Origin of the sequence: Campylobacter sp. RM12651 (genome assembly GCF_022369475.1) — a bacterium.
Taxonomy (GTDB): Bacteria; Campylobacterota; Campylobacteria; order Campylobacterales; family Campylobacteraceae; genus Campylobacter_E.
In genome coordinates this window covers 143,505-162,763 of record NZ_CP059600.1, presented here as the reverse complement: position 1 = coordinate 162,763, position 19,259 = coordinate 143,505, and the positions used below count along the sequence as shown (strand labels likewise).

At 29.1% G+C, this 19,259-nt stretch carries 20 protein-coding genes; 5 read left to right on the top strand and 15 right to left on the bottom strand.

Translation table 11 applies throughout. The features are described 5' to 3' along the window. Position 1 precedes the first annotated feature (1 nt). On the bottom strand, positions 2 to 421 hold the full coding sequence (rplM, locus tag AVBRAN_RS00800; protein ID WP_214117630.1) for a 50S ribosomal protein L13: 420 nt from the start codon (positions 419 to 421) through the stop codon (positions 2 to 4). Positions 422 to 621: 200 nt separating this feature from the next. Between rplM and AVBRAN_RS00795 the strand changes: the two genes are divergently transcribed. Both AVBRAN_RS00795 and AVBRAN_RS00790 read left to right on the top strand, forming a co-directional pair. Further along, positions 622 to 1,899, top strand: a complete 1,278-nt coding sequence (locus AVBRAN_RS00795) for a major outer membrane protein (RefSeq protein ID WP_239803304.1) — start codon at positions 622 to 624, stop codon at positions 1,897 to 1,899. A 340-nt stretch (positions 1,900 to 2,239) separates the two neighbouring features. Further along, positions 2,240 to 2,539 carry a hypothetical protein gene (locus AVBRAN_RS00790; protein WP_239803303.1) on the top strand — a complete coding sequence of 100 codons (300 nt, stop codon included), beginning with the start codon at positions 2,240 to 2,242 and terminating at the stop codon, positions 2,537 to 2,539. A gap of 192 nt (positions 2,540 to 2,731) precedes the next feature. Here AVBRAN_RS00790 and AVBRAN_RS00785 read toward each other — a convergent pair whose 3' ends face one another. The 14 genes from AVBRAN_RS00785 to ribA all read right to left on the bottom strand — a co-directional run bounded on the left by AVBRAN_RS00785 (position 2,732) and on the right by ribA (position 15,761). Beyond that, complete coding sequence (locus AVBRAN_RS00785) at positions 2,732 to 4,078, bottom strand: rhodanese-like domain-containing protein (RefSeq protein ID WP_214120084.1); 1,347 nt, start codon at positions 4,076 to 4,078, stop codon at positions 2,732 to 2,734. Continuing rightward, positions 4,075 to 4,962 carry a YeeE/YedE family protein gene (locus tag AVBRAN_RS00780; protein WP_239803302.1) on the bottom strand — a complete coding sequence of 296 codons (888 nt, stop codon included), beginning with the start codon at positions 4,960 to 4,962 and terminating at the stop codon, positions 4,075 to 4,077. The genes AVBRAN_RS00785 and AVBRAN_RS00780 overlap by 4 nt, the downstream gene beginning before the upstream one ends. A 120-nt stretch (positions 4,963 to 5,082) precedes the next feature. Further along, positions 5,083 to 7,731: a UvrD-helicase domain-containing protein gene (locus AVBRAN_RS00775; protein WP_239803301.1), complete on the bottom strand. Its 2,649-nt coding sequence runs from the start codon at positions 7,729 to 7,731 to the stop codon at positions 5,083 to 5,085. After that, the gene (locus AVBRAN_RS00770) at positions 7,728 to 9,917 is read right to left on the bottom strand and encodes a PD-(D/E)XK nuclease family protein (protein WP_239803300.1); all 2,190 of its coding nucleotides are present in this window, start codon (positions 9,915 to 9,917) and stop codon (positions 7,728 to 7,730) included. Before AVBRAN_RS00770 ends, AVBRAN_RS00775 begins: the two co-directional genes overlap by 4 nt. A gap of 56 nt (positions 9,918 to 9,973) precedes the next feature. Then, positions 9,974 to 10,498: a FixH family protein gene (locus tag AVBRAN_RS00765; protein ID WP_214117637.1), complete on the bottom strand. Its 525-nt coding sequence runs from the start codon at positions 10,496 to 10,498 to the stop codon at positions 9,974 to 9,976. Further along, positions 10,495 to 11,046 carry a hypothetical protein gene (locus AVBRAN_RS00760; protein ID WP_214117638.1) on the bottom strand — a complete coding sequence of 184 codons (552 nt, stop codon included), beginning with the start codon at positions 11,044 to 11,046 and terminating at the stop codon, positions 10,495 to 10,497. The genes AVBRAN_RS00765 and AVBRAN_RS00760 overlap by 4 nt, the downstream gene beginning before the upstream one ends. Beyond that, positions 11,043 to 11,144, bottom strand: a complete 102-nt coding sequence (locus AVBRAN_RS00755) for a hypothetical protein (RefSeq protein WP_239803299.1) — start codon at positions 11,142 to 11,144, stop codon at positions 11,043 to 11,045. Before AVBRAN_RS00755 ends, AVBRAN_RS00760 begins: the two co-directional genes overlap by 4 nt. Next, on the bottom strand, positions 11,141 to 11,356 hold the full coding sequence (locus tag AVBRAN_RS00750) for a DUF4006 family protein (protein ID WP_214117639.1): 216 nt from the start codon (positions 11,354 to 11,356) through the stop codon (positions 11,141 to 11,143). The genes AVBRAN_RS00755 and AVBRAN_RS00750 overlap by 4 nt, the downstream gene beginning before the upstream one ends. A 3-nt stretch (positions 11,357 to 11,359) precedes the next feature. Continuing rightward, complete coding sequence (locus AVBRAN_RS00745; RefSeq protein ID WP_214117640.1) at positions 11,360 to 12,202, bottom strand: c-type cytochrome; 843 nt, start codon at positions 12,200 to 12,202, stop codon at positions 11,360 to 11,362. Beyond that, positions 12,202 to 12,399, bottom strand: coding sequence for a cytochrome c oxidase, cbb3-type, CcoQ subunit (locus AVBRAN_RS00740; protein WP_214117641.1), 198 nt, complete (start codon positions 12,397 to 12,399; stop codon positions 12,202 to 12,204). The genes AVBRAN_RS00745 and AVBRAN_RS00740 overlap by 1 nt, the downstream gene beginning before the upstream one ends. A 9-nt stretch (positions 12,400 to 12,408) precedes the next feature. Further along, positions 12,409 to 13,101 (bottom strand): cytochrome-c oxidase, cbb3-type subunit II, encoded by a 693-nt coding sequence (ccoO, locus tag AVBRAN_RS00735; RefSeq protein ID WP_214117642.1) that lies wholly within the window; start codon positions 13,099 to 13,101, stop codon positions 12,409 to 12,411. 11 nt (positions 13,102 to 13,112) lie between these two features. Next, on the bottom strand, positions 13,113 to 14,582 hold the full coding sequence (gene ccoN, locus AVBRAN_RS00730) for a cytochrome-c oxidase, cbb3-type subunit I (RefSeq protein ID WP_214150150.1): 1,470 nt from the start codon (positions 14,580 to 14,582) through the stop codon (positions 13,113 to 13,115). A gap of 65 nt (positions 14,583 to 14,647) precedes the next feature. Beyond that, positions 14,648 to 15,205 carry a 16S rRNA (guanine(527)-N(7))-methyltransferase RsmG gene (rsmG, locus tag AVBRAN_RS00725; protein ID WP_239803298.1) on the bottom strand — a complete coding sequence of 186 codons (558 nt, stop codon included), beginning with the start codon at positions 15,203 to 15,205 and terminating at the stop codon, positions 14,648 to 14,650. After that, positions 15,198 to 15,761: a GTP cyclohydrolase II gene (gene ribA / locus AVBRAN_RS00720; protein WP_239803297.1), complete on the bottom strand. Its 564-nt coding sequence runs from the start codon at positions 15,759 to 15,761 to the stop codon at positions 15,198 to 15,200. The genes rsmG and ribA overlap by 8 nt, the downstream gene beginning before the upstream one ends. 56 nt (positions 15,762 to 15,817) lie before the next feature. Between ribA and hemB the strand changes: the two genes are divergently transcribed. From hemB to AVBRAN_RS00705, 3 genes are read left to right on the top strand one after another with little or no spacing between them, the layout of a single operon-like run. Then, complete coding sequence (hemB, locus tag AVBRAN_RS00715; protein ID WP_239803296.1) at positions 15,818 to 16,792, top strand: porphobilinogen synthase; 975 nt, start codon at positions 15,818 to 15,820, stop codon at positions 16,790 to 16,792. Positions 16,793 to 16,794: 2 nt separating this feature from the next. Then, complete coding sequence (gene hemN, locus AVBRAN_RS00710; protein ID WP_214120077.1) at positions 16,795 to 18,138, top strand: oxygen-independent coproporphyrinogen III oxidase; 1,344 nt, start codon at positions 16,795 to 16,797, stop codon at positions 18,136 to 18,138. Between the two features lie 10 nt (positions 18,139 to 18,148). After that, entirely contained in the window at positions 18,149 to 19,189 is a 1,041-nt protein-coding gene (locus AVBRAN_RS00705; protein ID WP_239803295.1) for a quinone-dependent dihydroorotate dehydrogenase, read from the top strand. Positions 19,190 to 19,259: the final 70 nt, after the last annotated feature.

Genomic DNA, 19,259 nt, shown 5'->3' with positions numbered 1-19,259 from the left:
TTTACTTTCCTTTTACCTGAGCTGTATGTGGGTGTTCGCTACCTGCATAAACTTTTAATTTCTTAAGCATTGCACGACCTAAAGTAGTTTTAGGCAACATTCCACGAACTGCTAATTTATATAATTTTGCTGGATTATTTGCTAATAAATCACCGAATTTTTCACTCTTAGTGCTTCCAAAATAGCCTGAATGTCTGTGATATAATTTATCATCAGCTTTGTTTGTTCCAGTAAATTCTGCTTTAGATGCGTTGATAATTACAACATAATCTCCGCAATCAACATTTGGTGTATAACAAGGCTTATGTTTGCCTTTTAATATTGTCGCAACTTCTGTTAAAAGACGACCGAAACGCTTACCTTCAGCATCTACAATTATCCAATCTCTTTTAACTTCGTTTGGCTTTGTTATTTTTGTCATGATTTTACCTTTGCCAAAATTTTTTAAAAAGCTGATTATATGTTTTTAATCTTAATAATATCTTAAATTAAGATAATTTTAAGATAAATTAAAAATAAAATTTGACTTTTTTAAATTCTAAAAAAATTATTCCATTTAAGTTTATTTTAAAGATGGGGGGGGTAGAATAGCATTGCAATTTTTAAAAAAAGGATGTAAAAATGAAACTAGTAAAACTTAGTTTAATTGCAGTAATTACTGCAGGTTCAATGTCAGTTGCAAATGCTGTTGCTTTAGATGAAGCTATTCAAAATGTAGATTTATCAGGTATGTTAAGATATAGATATGAAGGAATTAGCGAAAAAAATTCATTAAAAGACAAATCTACAAAAGATACAATCCAATTACACGGATATAAAGCTCAATTAAAATTCACTTCAGATATAGCTGATAATTTTAAAGCTACTGCATTATTTCAGTATTCAAACCAAGATGCTTCATTTGCTTTAAACCAACCAGGTTTAACACCATCTAATGAAGCTTTAAGAGATAAAGTTGAAAATAATATAAATACAAGCAAAACTTTTAATATAAGAGATGCTTATTTAACTTACACGAATTACGATACCTCATTTATGTTCGGTAGAATGGAAATTGGCTCAATTTGGACTGATGATTTATTAGGAACAGGATTAAAAATCGTAAATAATAGCATTGAGAATGTAACTTTAGCAGCTTATGCTTTTGATAATTACAATAAAGATAGTGATTTAGGCGTTATTGCTACAAAAAATGATGATGATAGTATAAAAAGCGTAAGTGGTAAAAATATATATGGTATAGCAGCAATTGCTAATTTTGACCCAGTAGCAGCAGAGTTATGGGTAGCAAATATGGCTAGTTGGGGCACATTATATGCGGTAGATTTCAATGTTAATTTAGGTGATAAAGATGATTTCGCATACAATATTCACGCTCAATACGCAGGTAATAATCTTAAAAAAGATAGAAAAGATTTATTAAAACAAGCTACAGGCGACGAAGTAGCTAATGGTAATTTTTATGCTATTGAAGCTGGTTTTGAAGCATTCGGCTTAGATTTTAATATAGGTTATGCTGGTTATGGTAAAAAGGATAAAGCTACAATTAATACTATAGAAGATAGTGGCAAATTGATTAATTATGGCGAATACGCTATGAAAGATTACCAAACAGGAGCAGTAGGTAAGAAAGATTTCGTATTCGGAACAATTGGCTATACATTTGAAGATGTAAGATTTGGTGTTGATATTATTAACGGAACAAATAAAATCAAAAATGGCGATAAAACTGATAAAGAAAAATTATTTGAAGTTAAGCCACAACTATCTTACAAATACAGCGACAAATTAAACTTCTCAGCATTCTATGCTTATGGTAAAACAAAAAATTATGAAGGTATAGAAGATTGTAAAAAAGATGAAAAACTAATCAGATTTGAAGCAAAATATACATTCTAAAAATAGCTAGGCATTAAGCCTAGCACTAGATTAATTTGGCCTAACACTTATAAAAACTTAATTTAACTAATTTCAAACTCTTGGTGTTAGGCTTACTTAGTCTAGCTTTTACAACTAGCACCTTCTTTAAACACTGCTCCATAATCGTTTTTTGAATCAGGTTTAACTAAATCTAAATTCTTTTGCACTTCTAAGCTCTAATCAATCTAAACAAACAAGTTTTTTAAAACTAATAGCAATACGATTAAGTAATTTAAGGTATTACGAAAGGCTGAAAATATTTACAATGCGTTGTTTTTTTTTTTTTTATTTAACAAATAAATCAAAATAGGAGACAATTATGTCAAAAGATACAAAAACGATGATATGTCCTTTTTGTGATGAGGAATTAAGATTTGGTGTAAAAGTATGTAGGGGCTGTCAAGCTGAAATTACTTACGAGCACGAGAGAACATTTTCGCCTGGCTGGTTTATTGCTTTTTGCGTATTAACTTATATATTATATACATTTTATGATTCAATAAATGGTTGGGTTTTTGGGATACTTGTTTTTGTTGACATTGGATGCTTTGCTAATATTTTACCTATAGATACAAAAGCAGAACCTAAAGCAAAATTTGAAAGAAGGCAATTTAGATAATTAAAAACTATAAAAATTTTAAAAGCTCATCGCTTAATCAAAAAATACAAATTAATTTAAGCGAGAGCTTTTTTGAGCCTACACTTAGCAAAACTCTCATTTTAACAATTACAATAATTTTATTTAGTGTTGCATATACTCTTTATAATCATTTTATGATGATTAAAGCTATTCTTTAAGAATAGCTTTTGATTAGCTTTTACAACTAGCACCTTCTTTAAACACTGCTCCATAATCGTTTTTTGAATCAGGTTTAACTAAATCTAAATTCTTTTGCACTTCTAAGCTCTCATCCATTTGCCAAGCATTCCAGCCACCATCATATACATAAATATTTTCCCAACCATCAAGTAAAGCAATAAACCAAGCAACACTAGCTCTCCAGCCTGTGCCACAATAAAAAGCTAAATTATCATTTTTATTAATGCCTTGACTTTGCCATAATTCATATATTTCATAAGGATTTCTAAGCGTTCCATCAGGGTCGTAATAATCAGCCACATTAGATGAATTTGTCCCTGCAAATCCCCAAATAGCTCCTTTTGGCTCACCACTTTTTGGTATATAATCATAACCACTAATTTTGCCTATAAACTCATCCCAAGCCCTAATACTTACTAGCTTTAAATCCCCTTTATAATTTTTAATATCATCTGGCATTGATATATTTATATTAGCATTTGCAGGAATTATCGCTTTAAAATCACTTTCTTTATTAGGTATATTTGGAGTTTTTTCTATACTAAATCCTGCTTCTTGCCAAGAATATAGCCCACCATTTAAAAATCTAACATCTTTAACCCCAGCGTATTTTAATGCAAAAAATACTCTTAAAGCTGCCATTTGATTTTTAGAATATAAAATTATAGTTTTTTCGCTTGTTATTCCTAAGTTTAAAAGATTATTTTCTAAAGTTTTTGCATCACTTAAATTCCAAACAGGAGCATTCTCTATTAAATCAGTATTAAAATGATAAGCACCTTTTATATGCTCGCTGTATTCATCACTATTTTCTCCCCAACTAACCTCAAAAACCATAAAGTCTTTACCATCAAAACTCTCAACTTTTTTACCTTGCATTAAATCATTTAGCCATTTAGGATAGACTGCTAGTTGATAATTTTTAAGTTTTACTAAATCATTATTATTTGCATAATCTATAAAATCAGCATAAATCTCGCCTTTATAACCACGAGCTAAAAACTCCGAGCTAACTTTTTTTATCTCATCTAAATTAGAGCCATAAAATACGAGCTTTTTATCCTTTGTAATGCCTTTGCCTTTGAAATATTCTTCAAATTTTTTATTTTCAACAAAATCCATTGATAAAGCACTAATATTTAAAGCCCCTTTAATATGACCGCCGTTTTTTGCCCCATCTTCGCTAAAACCATTATAATAACTATCAATTCTTGTATCAATTATCAAATAATCACTATTTAATCTAGCTTTAAACTCATCAGTATTTAATAATTTAACATTATCAGCATTAAAACAAGCACTAAAAATAAGTGCAAACAATAAAATTAATTTTTTCACGATACTCTCCTTAAAATAATCAAAAATCCAAAAAGCATAAAAGGTAAAAATATAAAAGCTTGAAAGCTAAAATAAGCACTAGCTATTAAAATATTTGCCACATTGCAACCACTTGCAAGAGAAGCTCCAAAAGCCATCAAAAAGCCTCCAATTACACTAAAATATCCTTGTTTTAGCGATACACCTTGAAGCGAAAATGATTTTAAATTAGCAACAATCCCACCTAAAATACAACCAAATAAAAAATAAACTCCAGAATCTAAATACCTATATTGATTGGTTACTAGATATAAAATCATATTTTTACTAGGAACTGATAAAGTAAAACTAAAACCAATCATTTTCCACATTAAAAGACTTAAAATTGCTAAAACTATTGCTAGAATGCTGATTTTTTTGGCTTTATAGATTAAATATATACTTAAAATTCCAAGTAAAATCACTAAAATAAAAGGCGAAATATTTAAAAAAGTATGAATATTAGTAAGCTCATTTTTTGTAAAAATATCTATATATTTTTTAAATATTCCATTAAATAAAGCCATACTAAAAGCAAAAGAAAAAGCCGTTATTAAATAAGAACTATTATTAATAACTCTAGTAAAACTACCACTAACACAAGCCTTGCTAAACGCCATTCCAACGCCAAATGCAAAGCTACCTATAATAGTAGCAAGTATTGAGAATTTAAACTCGGGTATGGTAATTAGTTTAAAATATTCTAATGTGAATAAGCCAAGAGATTGTAAAAATATACAAAAACTTAAAGCACTAACAAATGAAAAATCTTTAAAATAAAAAAGATTTCTAAAACCAGAAAAAAAGCAAAATCTATATCTTGCTAATAAAAATCCAAAAACAATTCCAAATATAAGCGTATTCATTACCTAATGACTTTCTAAAATATTTTAGAAATTATATGTTTTGAAAAATAATAAATCTTAATTCGTATTTAGATTATGAATTAAGATTTTCACCACAAAATCAATTTAGTTTTAAAGAATTTAAATTCTTTTTAATTTAAATTCTTCGTTTTCGTAAAATACTACATAAGAGCTAATTTTGTGATTAGAAAATCTAGTTTTTATAAAGTTTTCATAGGTTTTTAGCTGTTTTTCATAAGATTTATTAAAAAACGAGCTTTTATAATCAATTATCTTAACGCAATCATCGCTAATAGCTAATAAATCTATTCTATTTACTTTATTTTCATATAAAAAGTTATATTCTTTAATCAAATTATGATTTTTGATTAATTCTTTAAACTCCACACATTTAAGCAAATCTTCGCAAAGTTTTTTTAATTTATCAAAATCCACTTGATTAAACTTATTATATGCAAGTCTTAAACATTCATTTAAACTCTCATCATTAAAATCACTCAATTCACAAAAATAGTGAAATGCGTTTCCAAGCATAATCGCATCAGTGCTAAACTCTTTAGCCTTGACATTTTGAAGTGGCACGCAAGGATTAAACTCATAGCTAATACTTATAGCACTTGCTTCATTTTCTTTATATCTAAAATTAAGCAAATCATCATCTAAACTCTCATTTGTAATTTCAGCATAATTAATCCCGCTAAGCCCAGCTCCATCATTTAAAATAATACAAAGAGAGCTAATCGCTCTTGTATAAGCTACATAATAAGTATTTATCTCATCAGTTTTTTTCGTATTCTCATAAATTTCAAGCTTTTTTGCATAATCTTTATCATAAAAACATCTAAGATTTCTAATAGCACTAGCATCTTTTTTAAAGCCATACCATTTGTGACTAGAAAAATCATATTCAATTTTAAGCCCTGTATCGTGTGGAGGGGTTTTACTTAAATGAACGCAGATTAAATGCTCAAATTGTAAGCCCTTGCTCTTATGAATTGTCATGATATTTATGCCTTTTGCTTCATTGTTTGATGCAAGTTTATTGCTAAGATTATATATGGTATCTAAAAAATCTTTAGAACTAATATCATCTAAAAACTCTAAAACATACTCATCTTTGCATAAATCAAGATGAGTGATTATCTCATTATAAATCTCATAAGCACTTTTTGTAATATCAATTTTAAGCCTTGAATAATCCTTGCCTAGCACAGACTTTACAAAAAAGCCATAAATCTCATCTCCTAAAATAGAGTATTTTGCAAATTCTATTAAAACCCTAACGCTCATTTTTGAAACTAATAAAGAGTTATTATTTACATTAGTTTTCAAACCAAATTCATTTAAAAAATTAGCTATTTCATTTGCATTTGCATTATCTCTTGTAAGTATGCAAATATCATCTAATTTTGCTCCGTTTTTTAACAAACTTGCAATCTTTTTATAAACATCGTTTAAATAATCTTCGGTGATTATTTTGCTTACAACTCCATTTTCTTTACTTGCAACTAATTGCTCGTAATAATCATCATAAAGATTTTTAAAATTATTATTTACAAACTCTACTATGGCTTTTTTACTACGATAATTAGTATCAAGATTTTGCAAGCTTATATTATAGGTTTTGTTTTTGTGAAATAAATCAAATACTTCTTGTTTAGCACCCCTAAATGAATAAATTGATTGCTTTTTATCTCCTACATAAAAAAAGCTTTTTTGCTTATCATCTATGCCAATTCCAGCCACTATTTCTTCAACTATTGGCTTAATGATTTCGTATTGAATAACTGAAGTGTCTTGAAACTCATCTATTAAAAGATGGCTTAGATTTGAATTAAGTCTAAAATAAAAAAGGTCTTTTAAATCCTTATTTTGCAATATTTTATGAACATAAATCGCCACATCACTAAAGCTTAAAATGTTTTGCTCTTTATGATAATTTTTCGCAACTTCGCTAAATTTATCTAAATAGTTAAAGCATAATTTTAATTGATTGCTCTCTAAAAAACCATAATATTTAGCAACGATTGAGAGTAATTCTTCATAAGCTGCTGCAAAAGTTGGCAAATCTAGGGCTTTTTGTATATTTGATTTGCTAGCGTCTAAAAATGAGCTAGAAAGTAAAGAATTTAAATCCGTAATTTTGCCAAGCCATTCATCAACTTTTTTATTTGCTCCAGTAAAATTATCTTTAAGCCTTAAAAACTCATCAAAAGGATTTATAAAAGTCGTATCATTTATGATTTTTTCGCCTGTATAATTTAAATACAAACTCTCAAGCCAGTTTAAAAAATCTCCTAAGCTCATATTAAAATCTTTTAAATCTCTTACTAATTTTATGGCTTCATTTGTATCTAAAGACTTTAAAAACTCTTCTTTAATATCTAAATAATCAATGAGTTCCGCATCTACGCTTAAGCCTTCGTGTGTTGCAAAAAGCCTTAAAATCTTAGAAAAAAAGCTATCAAAAGTATAAATCCTAAGCTCATCTTCTTTAAAGTTTTTTAAGAATTTATTTCTTGTATTTATTATTTGCTCGGCACTTAAACCTAATAAATCTTGCAAAAATTGAAGCTCGGCAGCTCTATTTTCAAGCTCTAAAAATACCTTTGTAATTCTCTCTTTCATCTCATTTACGGCTTTTTTTGTAAATGTAAGAGCTACTATATCATTAATACTCGCCCCACTTAAAACTAAAGCAATATATCTAACACTTAGAGTAAAAGTCTTGCCACTTCCAGCACTTGCTGCTAATGCGATATGTTTCATACTCTATCCTTTTTATTGATTATTAAATGATAATAGCCATAAGCATTTTCACTTTTTTCTAAGACGAAACCATCTTTAAGAGTTGCAATGTCGCTTTCAATCTCTTGAGATAATTTATTAAAATTTTTACATTCAAACACCGCCCCACGAGTGCTTTTTAAATAAATTAAAGCTGTTTGTATCGTAGGCTTATCTAAAAGCATTGCGTAAAAGGCTAATTGTTTTTCGTGATTTTTAGTAGAATTTGGCTTGTTTGTAGTCTTATAATCAATTATTAGCTCATCACTTATCCTATCAGCTATCCCGTAAGCATCAATATTTGCAATTTTACCCGAAAGCTTTTCTTCGCAATTTGCACTTGGCTGATTGTTGTTAATATAATATGCGATTTCATCTAAATTATCGTATATTAAAGCATAATCAATTGGGCTTAATTTGTCTTTTAGCTCTTTTTCAAATTCTTGTTTTAAATTCTTAAAATCAGCGTTTTGTAAAAACTCATGAACCATAGTCCCAACTGCTGCTTTTTCGTTTGAATTGCTAGGTTCACTTAATTCTAAAATGTATTTTAAATAATACTCATAAGGTGAGTTTAAATAGCACGATAATCTTGAAAAACTAAGCGGTTTTGCAAAAAAATTATGATTTTTTATAAGTTCTAAATCAGGCTCAAATATATTTTCATTTGCTTTTATTTTGCCATTGAGTGCATTTAAAAACGACTCCATAAGCCCTTTTTCATCTACGATTTGTCTTTGGCAACTAAAATCTTTTAGCATTCTAGCAGGTGATTTTTCTTCGTTTTCAAGGTATAAAACAAAAACTTCTTTGGCATTAAAAAGCTCTTTATAATAATGCCTTTGTAAATTTTCTCTATCAGCATAGCTAATTAGCCCAGCCTTTGTGCGAACAGCATTATTTAAAAACATTTCACTAACACTTCGCTTTGGCACTAAATCATCATTAAAATCAAGAACAATTACTAAATCATATTTCATTCCACGACTTTCAAGCATACCTAAAGCATCAACATTTCCGCCGTTTGTGTGAGAGATTTTAATATTACTAGCGTCAAGTAGTTTTATGATTTGCTCGTTTGTTAGTTTAAACTCATTATTTAAAATCTTTATATCATTTAGGCGGTTTTTTAGGATTTCTTTAATTTCAGCGTTTTTGCTAAGGCTTAATAGTTGCTCTTTTAATTTATTAAAATCACTGAAATCAAGTTCGCTTGTATTTAATAATCTTTTTTGCACTAAAGCCAACTCATCATCACCTAAAATCGCATTTAGTTTTTGTGCTATTTCGTTTGAGTTTAGCCCACTTGCAATATTTAAATAATTATGAATATCAAGAGCTTTTAAACTAGTTGCAATGCTTTCATCAGGCATAATAAGAGCTATTTGTTTATCATTTTCGTAATATTTTGATATTAGACTAAGTGCGTAAATGTATTGATAAATTGAACTTTTAAACGAAGCAATTTTTAAGGTATTGTTATAATTTAGCTTAGTTTGCTCTAGGATTTGCCAAGAATTATTAAAACTTAGAGTATAAGTATGATTTGGCTCAAAATCTATTTTAAATGATTTTTTTAAAAGATTTATATTGTAATCGCTTACATTTGTGATGATTTTTACATCTATTTTATCCGAAATACTCTCAAAGAATTCTAATTCGTATTGCTTTAAAAAGCCGTTTAGATAAAAGCTAATTGATTTATATTGACTAAGCAAAAACCAATTAGCTTTTAAATCTTTAATAGTTATATCATCATATAAATTTTGATTATCTAATTCGTTTTTATAATGCTTTAAACACTCTTCTAAAATATCTAAATACTCATCAAAAAAACTATATAAATCATTATTTCTTAAATCATCTATACTTACTTTTTGGCTATTTAATTCGCTAAAAAATGAGAATAAATATTCTTTATTTTTTAAAAAACTTAAAAAATCATTTGAAAAATTAAGCTTTTTATAATCTTTAGTTTTATTACAAGCCCTACTCATAGCAATGATTTGCTCTACTTCAGTCGCTCTTCTTTTATCATTTATTGCGAAATCTTGCAAAAACTCATTAATACTAATTGTAGTTGGAAAAAATCCTTCATTTTTAATACTTGCTAAGTAGTTTTTAATTTGCCTTAAATTAGAAAATACAATCAAATCCTTTTTATACATTTATTTTCCTTTTAAAAGATTATTATGAGTAGTTATAGCGTAAAAAAGCTTTAATATTAAGCTTTTTTACATTGATTTTTGCAAAGTTCAAGTTTATAAAATTTTGAAAGTTCGTTGATTTTAAAATCAATCAATAAAGTCCAGCGTCCATTAGAAATATCTCCTAAATCAGCTTTAAATTCTTTTAAATTATCATCATAATTTACTATGATTTCTTTATCTTCATATTTTGTGTGTGGTCTTGTTAATTTTGCCTTTACGCTTATATTGCTTGCTTTTAAATTAGACTTTTCTTTAACCTGTAATATCACTTCATTATCTACAAATACCGCTGGGCGTTTAGTAACATCTAATCTTGTTTTATCGCCTAAAACCCTAAAAGCAAAATTATCTAAAAATAATTTTTCGTTTTCTTTGATTTTTGCGTAATTATTCTCAACATCTTGGTATTTTAAAAAATAACTTTCATCTTCATCTACTGGATAATCAAAAGATAAATAAACGGTGTAAATACAAGCAATCATCATAAAAATAATTGAACCAACAATCAAATAAGGCCAATGTCTTCCTTCTTTTATCATTTTTTCTTTACCTTTCTTCTAATTAAAACTACTATAAAAACAATAGTAAAAATATAAAAAATAGTTCTAATTGTATTTATAATATTATCATTTAAATCCCCGTAAGAATACTCAAGTTCTACACCTTTACTACTTGCAATTACATCACACAATTCAGCAAACCCATTTAAAATCGCTGCATTTACTAAATCTTTTCCTTTAGGTTGAGTAAGTATTGGCAATATTGCACCTTGTTTTGGGAAAAATCCATATTTTAAATAATAATATTCGGTAACACTTCTAAAATCTAATCCTAAATCACTTATAACATCTAACTTTTTATCTTTAAGGCTAATTACTATAATTGCATAATTTTTATCAGTTTTAATACTTTGTTTTAAATCTTTAAAAGGAATTTCATTTGATATCAAAACACTTGTTTTAATACCTGTTTTTTGCTCTAAATCATTACTTAAAATATTTATTTCATTTAATACTTCATTACTTAAAGGCTCTTGTGAAAATAAATTCACAAGAGCTAAAAGCATTATAATTATTAGCTTTTTCATCCTATACCTAAATGATTAGGAGTTAAAACTGACCAAGCTGTAACTATTGCTAACACAACCATTCCTAAAACTATAATTGTTTCTAATAACTTGCTCATTTTGCGTCCTTTCTAAAATCTTCTAAACTTCTATTTTCGTGCATTTTAGCATCTTCAATTTTTTCTAGTTTATAAGGATTTCTGATTTCTTTTTGTTGAACATTTATTCCCCAAATAGTAAGCCCAACTAGGATTGATAATAATAAAACGGTAGCTATTAACATACCTGTAATTCCGTGTAATCCAAACACATTTCTATTATGATTATCCATTTTTTACTCCTTTGATAATGTGCTTACATAACGAGCAACTGCATCTACTTGCTCATCGCTTAGCATTGATTTAAAGCTTGGCATTGCTCCTATTACTTTTACGCTTGCATCAGCACTTGCTATCTTACCGCTAGCTAAAACCATTTTAATAAAATCAGGTTTAGTATAGATATTTAATGCAGGTGCTACACCTTCAGTGCCTTCTCCATTTTCTCCGTGACAAGCTGCACAAGTTGTTTCAAATACATCTTTACCAACTTCGCCTTGCATTCCATTTGCTACATAAGTTGCAACTGCTTTTGCGTCATCTCCTTCAACTAAACCAGCTGGCATTTCTCCGTATCCTAAACCTGTTGAGCCGTTTTCTAAAATATCTAAAATTCCAGCAACGCTACTCCATTTAGTTAAGTCTTGAGCCTTACCATTAATTCCAGTTGCTTCAGCACCATGACAAGGAGCACAATGTAATAAAAATACATTTCTACCCATATTTAATTTAGATTCATCATCAAATGCTACATATTTTTCTTTATATTTTGCATTATGACTTGCTACTTCTTCATTATATTCACCTATTGATGAATATTTGTTTAGTGGAAAACCTATTAAAAAATACCATAAAGCAAACACTATTAAAACGATAAACATAACAGCCCAACCTACTGGTAATGGGTTTTTATATTCACTTATTCCATCCCATTCGTGCTCGCTTGTTTCAGCATCTTTTCTTTTAATTCTCATCTGTTTAAATACATTTAAACTTACTATCAACACGGTAGCAACAATAACAACTGCACCAATTATAGAAAGTAAATTTACATTATCAGAAAGATTTAACCATTTCATCACTTTCTCCTATTTTCTAATAAAGATGAATTAATATCATCATCTAATGCAAGATTTGCATATTTTTCATAATCTTTTTTACCTTCTCTTTGTGCTTTATATAAATGAATAATATAAGCATAAAGCACAAAGGTCAAAAACGCCACAAGGAAAAAATAAGCATGTCCTTGATATTGCACAAGTTCAACCAAACTCATAATTCTTCCTTACTTTAAGCTATTTAAATACGCAATCAATGCAACTATTTCTTTAATTTCGCATTTACTATCAAGTGCATTTGCACGGCAAGGTTCAAACGCTTGTTTTACTTCTTCATCGCTCATTGCATCAACAATAGGTGTAGCTTGTTCTACCATCATTTTACGAGCGTCTTCGTAAGTTCCTAATTTTGGATAACCTTCTTCATCATAAGGAACATTGAAAACTTTTTTAACAGTTAAAGCTTCAGCATAAGCTGTATCTAAATCTGAATTCTTTTTAAATAAATGTGGATATTCAGGCATAATTGAACTAGGCACTACAGAAACAGGTTTTTTCATATGATTTTCATGCCAATCAGTAGTTCTATAATTACCAACTCTCATTAAATCAGGACCTGTTCTTTTTGAACCCCATAAAAATGGTCTATCATAAGCATATTCACCTGCTTTTGAATAAGCACCATATCTATCTGTTTCTGCTTTAAATGGACGAATTAATTGCGAATGGCAAGCATTACAACTTTCTTTAATATAAACATGACGACCTGCAAGTTCTAAAGCTGTATAAGGCTTTTTGCTCTCAATTGGTCTAGCGTTAGGACTAAATGCAGGTAGAATTTCTACAACACCAGCATAAGCAATAACAACAAATACAAATACCGCAAAAAAGAAAGGATTTTTTTCTAACCAACTAAACATTTTTTACCTCCTTACGCTTGCATTGGACTTGCTGATTTTGGTTCAACTTCAACGCTTCTGCTTGAAGTAACTGACTTATAAATATTATAAGCAAACATAAAAAATCCTATTAAATATAATAAACCACCAATAGCTCTTATTATAAAATAAGGATGTAGTGCTATAACAGTATCAATAAATGAATAAGTTAGAGTTCCATAATCATCATAAGCTCTCCACATCATACCTTGAGTAATTCCAGCAATCCACATTGAGCTAAAGAATAATACAATTCCTAAAGTTTGGATAGTAAATTGGTATTCCATAATTTTTTTACTATAAATCTCTTTTTTAAATACTCTTGGAGTCATATGATAAATTGCAGCCATAGTCATAAATCCTACCCAACCAAGTGTTCCATCATGCACGTGTCCTGGAATCCAGTCTGTAAAGTGTGCTAGAGCATTGATTGATTTAACTGATTGAATTGAGCCCTCAAGTGTGCTGAACATATAAAATGTTGAAGCAAAAATCATAAACTTAATTAATGGGCTTTCTTTTACTTGGTGCCATTCACCTTTCATTGTAAGTAAGATATTGATTGCACTACCCCAACTTGGTAATATTAATACAACAGAGAAAATTGAACCCATTGTTTGCATCCAATCAGGAACGGTTGAATAAATCAAATGGTGTCCGCCTGCCCATAAATATATAAACATTAAAGACCAGAATGAAAATAGTGATAATTTATAAGAAAATACTGGCTGACCACTTTCTTTTGGTAAGAAATAATATATTTCAGCAATAATTGCAACCGTGAAAACAAAAGCAACCGCATTATGTCCCCACCACCATTGAATTAAAGCATCATTACTTCCTGCATACATAGATACTGAATGAAGCCAAGAACCCATTCCTGTAACTAATTTTGTAGGAACTTCCATATTATTAAATAAATAAAGCATTGCTACACCTAAAAATGTCGCAATGTAATACCAAATAGAAATATAAAGACTTTTTTCACGGCGAATTCCAATAAGTCCAAAAATTCCCATACCCCATAAAACCCAAATAACAACAACTGCTATATCAAAAGGCCATTCAAGTTCTGCGTATTCTTTTGAAGTTGTAACACCAGCAAAAAGACTTACAACAGCTAATAATATAGTAATCATAAAGATTATAAAATGAGCTTTACCTATGAACATTAAGAATTTTGATTCTCTTAATGAAACTTTTAAAACTCTTTGACCTACATAATACCAAGTAGCCCAAATACCTGAAAGCATAAAGCCATAAACAACTCCGTTTGTATGAAGTGGTCTTAGGCGGCCAAATGTAGAATATTCACCTGCAATATTATTTAGCTCAGGAAATGCTAATTGAAACGCGATTAAAGTTCCAATTCCCATACCGATTATGCCAAACAAAATACATGCGAACATAAACCACTTAGCTACGGTATAATCATAGCCAAGATTTTGCGATGGATTTGCCATAACTGCTCCTTAAATAGAAATTAAAATAATCTGCTAATTATAATCTTAAAAAAAATAAACTAAGCTTAATTTGTAATAATTTTGAAATCTTTTTTATAAAATTCTAAAAAAATTCTATTATTTCTCTCGTGTAATTTATATTCATTTAAGCAATCTAGCTCATCTTTTACGAATGAGCCTTTGTATAAAATAAATTTCGTATTATTATTGGTTATATCATTACATAAAGTAACAATTAGTTCTGTTTTTGCAAAAGCTCTTGAAGTTATCAAATCGCATTTTAAGTCTTTTTCACATTCAACTTTTATAGGTTTAATAAACACATTATCTAAATTAAACTTAGCTTTAATTAGCGATAAAAATGCTGATTTTTTATAACTTGGCTCATACAAATAAAAATTACAATCTCTTTTTAAAAAAGCTAAAAATATAGCAGGAAAACCAGCACCTGAGCCAATATCTGCTATATTAATTCCTGATTTAAATTCTACGAAATTAAGTATTTCAATACTATCAAGTGCTGCTGCTTTTATATCTTTTAATCTTGTAATATTATGAACTTTATTGTATTTTTTTAATTCATCTTCATATGAATTTATAAAAGCTAAAAATTCATTATTCATTTAGCATATGCCCCATTTTGCAAGATTTAACTTTTAGATATTGTTTATTGTATTCATTGCTTTGCATTATTAATGGTATGCGTTTTACATCTTTACTAATAGCTTTTAATTTTAAAGGATTATTTGTAAGCAATCTTACGCTTTTAATTTTGTAATATTCAAGTATAAAATCAACTATTTTATAATCTCTTTCATCATCTTTAAAGCCTAGTTTTAAATTCGCTTCAAGTGTATCAAATCCATTATCTTGTAAATTATAAGCATTTACTTTATTAAATAGACCTATTCCACGACCTTCTTGACGAAGATAAATAACCATTCCGCCATTTGCTTCAATATATCTTAAAGATGCTTTTAATTGGTCTCTACAATCGCATTTAAGCGAACCTAAAGCATCACCTGTAAGGCATTCAGAATGTATGCGAACATTAATCTCATCACTAATTTCGCCTTTCATAATTACTAAATGCTCTTTTTCGTTTTCTTTAAAAGATTGGATAATAAAATTTCCAAATCTTGTAGGTAAATTTGCTTGTTTTGAAATTTCAACTAACATTGTTTAACTCTTTTTTGATTTAATTAGCCTTAATTATACAAAAAAAGGAGTTTAGTGTGCGTAAATTTAGACGACTTAGAAAAAGCCCTATAATTAGGGATTTAGTAAAGGAAAACCAACTTAGCTTAAACGATTTGATTTACCCTTTATTTGTAGTAGATAAAAAAAATGCAAAAATTGAGATTAAATCAATGCCAGGAGTTTATCAATTAGGATTTGATGAATTACTAGCAGAATGTGAAAATTGTTTAAAGCTTGGAATTAAGAGTATTTTATTATTTGGCGTATTAGATGAAAGTGCAAAAGATAGCTGCGGAAGTGATGCAATGAGCGATAATGGGCTTATAGCTCGTGCTATTAGAGCTATTAAAGAGCGTTTTGGTGATAGCTTATATTTAATTGCTGATTTATGCTTTTGTGAATACACAGACCACGGACATTGCGGAGTATTAGATGAAGATGGGTATTTAAATAATGAAATTACGCTTTTAAATTCTAGCAAACAAGCTTTAGTAATGGCTAGAGCTGGAGTTGATATGATTGCACCTAGCGGAATGATGGACGGAATAATAAAAACTTTAAGAACTACTTTAGATGAAAATGGCTTTGATACATTACCAATTATGGCTTATTCAACCAAATTCGCAAGTGCATACTATGGACCTTTCCGTGATGTGGCTAATTCAGCTCCTAAAAAAGGCGATAGAAAAGCTTATCAAATGGATTATGCAAACGGAAAAGAAGCTTTGAATGAAAGCTTAGAAGATGAAAAACAAGGTGCTGATATATTGATGGTAAAACCTGCTTTAGCATATTTAGATGTAGTTAAAGAAATTAGCCAAAACTCACTACTTCCACTATGCGTTTATAATGTAAGCGGGGAGTATTCAATGCTTAAAAACGCTGGAATAGCTGGGCTTGTAGATTATCCAAAAATCTTAATGGAAACTATGATTAGTTTTAAAAGAGCGGGTGCAAAACTAATAATCACTTATCACGCTAAAGAATTAGCCGAAATGTTAAGGGGATAAAAATGGATTTTAGTGTATTAGCAAAATATCAAACAAGTGGCCCAAGATATACTTCATATCCAACAGCTATTGAGTTTGGCGAAGATTATAAATATGATGATTTTATAAAAGATTTAGAAAGTAACGAGAATAAGCCTTTATCGCTTTATTTTCACTTGCCGTTTTGTCGTTCGGCTTGTTATTTTTGTGGCTGTAATGTAATTTATACAGCTAATGAAGATAAAAAAGAAAGGTATTTAGATTATATTTTAAGAGAGCTTGATATTTTAAAAACTCATCTTAAGACAAAAAAAGCTATTCAAATGCACTTTGGCGGTGGAACGCCTACATTTTTTAGTGCAGCTCAACTTGAAATCTTGCTTAAAAAAATTAATGAAATATTTGAGTTTTTACCTGATAGTGAGCTTTCTTGTGAGATTGACCCTAGATTTTTAAATGTTGAACAAATGAGCGTATTTGCAAAATACGGCATAAATAGAATTAGCTTTGGTGTGCAAGATTTTGACCCTAAAGTGCAAAAAGAAATTCATAGAATTCAACCTTACGAAATTACAGAAAATGCAGTAAAACTAGCAAGAGCAAATGGGGTAAAAAGTATAAATACTGATTTAATTTACGGACTTCCTTATCAGGATTTAAACTCATTTAGCAAAACGCTTGAGACAATTTTAAAAATAAATCCTGATAGACTTGCTGTATTTAATTACGCTCATGTGCCTTGGATTAAAAAGAATATGAGAAAATTTGATGAAAGCACTATTCCTGAAGCTAAAACTAAGTTAGAAATTCTAAAACATACTGCGAAATTTTTAGGCGAAAATGGCTATAAAATGATAGGAATGGATCATTTTGCTAAACCAAATGATGAATTATTTAAGGCTTTAGAAAATGGCACACTTCATAGGAATTTTCAAGGATATACTACAAAAGGTGGAGCTATTTTGGTTGGCGTTGGGCTTACTAGTATTGGAGAAGGACTTAATTATTACGCACAAAATTATAAAGATTTAAACCTTTATGAAGCAGCTATTGATAATGGCAAATTACCATTTCATAGGGGAATTAAACTTAATAATGATGATTTAATTAGAAAAGCTGTAATAATGAGCTTAATGGCTAATTTTAGTCTTAATATTAAAGAAATTGAAAAAGAATTTAAAATAGTATTTTGGGATTATTTTAACGATGCAAAAGAGTATTTAAAAACTTATGCTGAATTTTTACAAATTAGTGATGATGAAATAAAAGTAAATGAAACAGGCACATTATTAATCCGTAATATTTGTATGGGATTTGATGCTTATATGAAAAATAAAGGTGAAAAGACCTTTTCAAAAACATTATAAAGGTAAGTAAATGTATGAATTAGCAAAAAAAGTTATATTTAAGTTTGACCCTGAAGATATGCACCATTTAGTAATCAAAGCTCTTAAAACTCAAAGATTTTTAAAAGTAGTTGATTATAAAAAAACTTATAAGAATTTAGAAAATGAATTAATAAATATGAAATTTTCTAATCCTATTGGACTTGCAGCAGGATTTGATAAAAATGCTGAAGTAGTAGCTCCTTTAGCAAATCTTGGCTTTGGTTTCATTGAAGTCGGAGCAATCACTCCTAAGGCTCAGCCAGGTAATCCTCGCCCAAGAATTGAAAGATTAGTAGATGAGCTTAGCATTCGCAATGCAATGGGGTTTAATAATGACGGCGTAGAAGTTGCAAAAGCAAATTTAATGCGTGAGAATTTCTCAAAACTACCTCCGATTTTTATAAATATAGGTAAAAATAAGGTTACACCTAATGAAGAAGCGATAAATGATTATGAGATTTTAGTTCGTGAGCTAAAGCCTTATGCAGACGCTTTTGTAATTAATATAAGTTCGCCTAATACTCCAAATCTAAGAGATTTACAAAATGCTAAATTTATTGAAGAAATTTTTACTAGACTAAATGCTATTAATGATGTGCCAAAATTTATAAAATTTGCTCCTGATATGGACTTTGGCTTGGCTACTGAATTAAGTCTAACAGCTTTAAATGCTAATGCTTGCGGAGTGATTTTAAGCAATACTACGCAAGATTATTCGCTTAGCAAAAAGCCTGATTTAACCAAGGCAGGTGGTCTAAGTGGTAAAGTATTAGCCGAAAAGTCTTTAAATATGCTAAAAGCAATCGCACCAAGCGTGCATAAAAAAGGCATAATTATTAGTAGTGGCGGGATATTTGACGCAGCTCAAGCTTATGAGCGTATAAAATGGGGTGCTAGTTTAGTTCAAGTGCTTTCATCTATGATTTTCGTTGGACCTAGAATTGCTAGAAATATAAATGATGAGCTTACAAAATTAATAGAAAACGACGGCTTAAGCTCGATTAATCAAGCCATCGGCGTAGAATTATAAGAATTTGAAATTCCTATTTCAAATTCTTGATTTTTCGCATTGCTAGAATATAGACTAAAATAAATGAAAA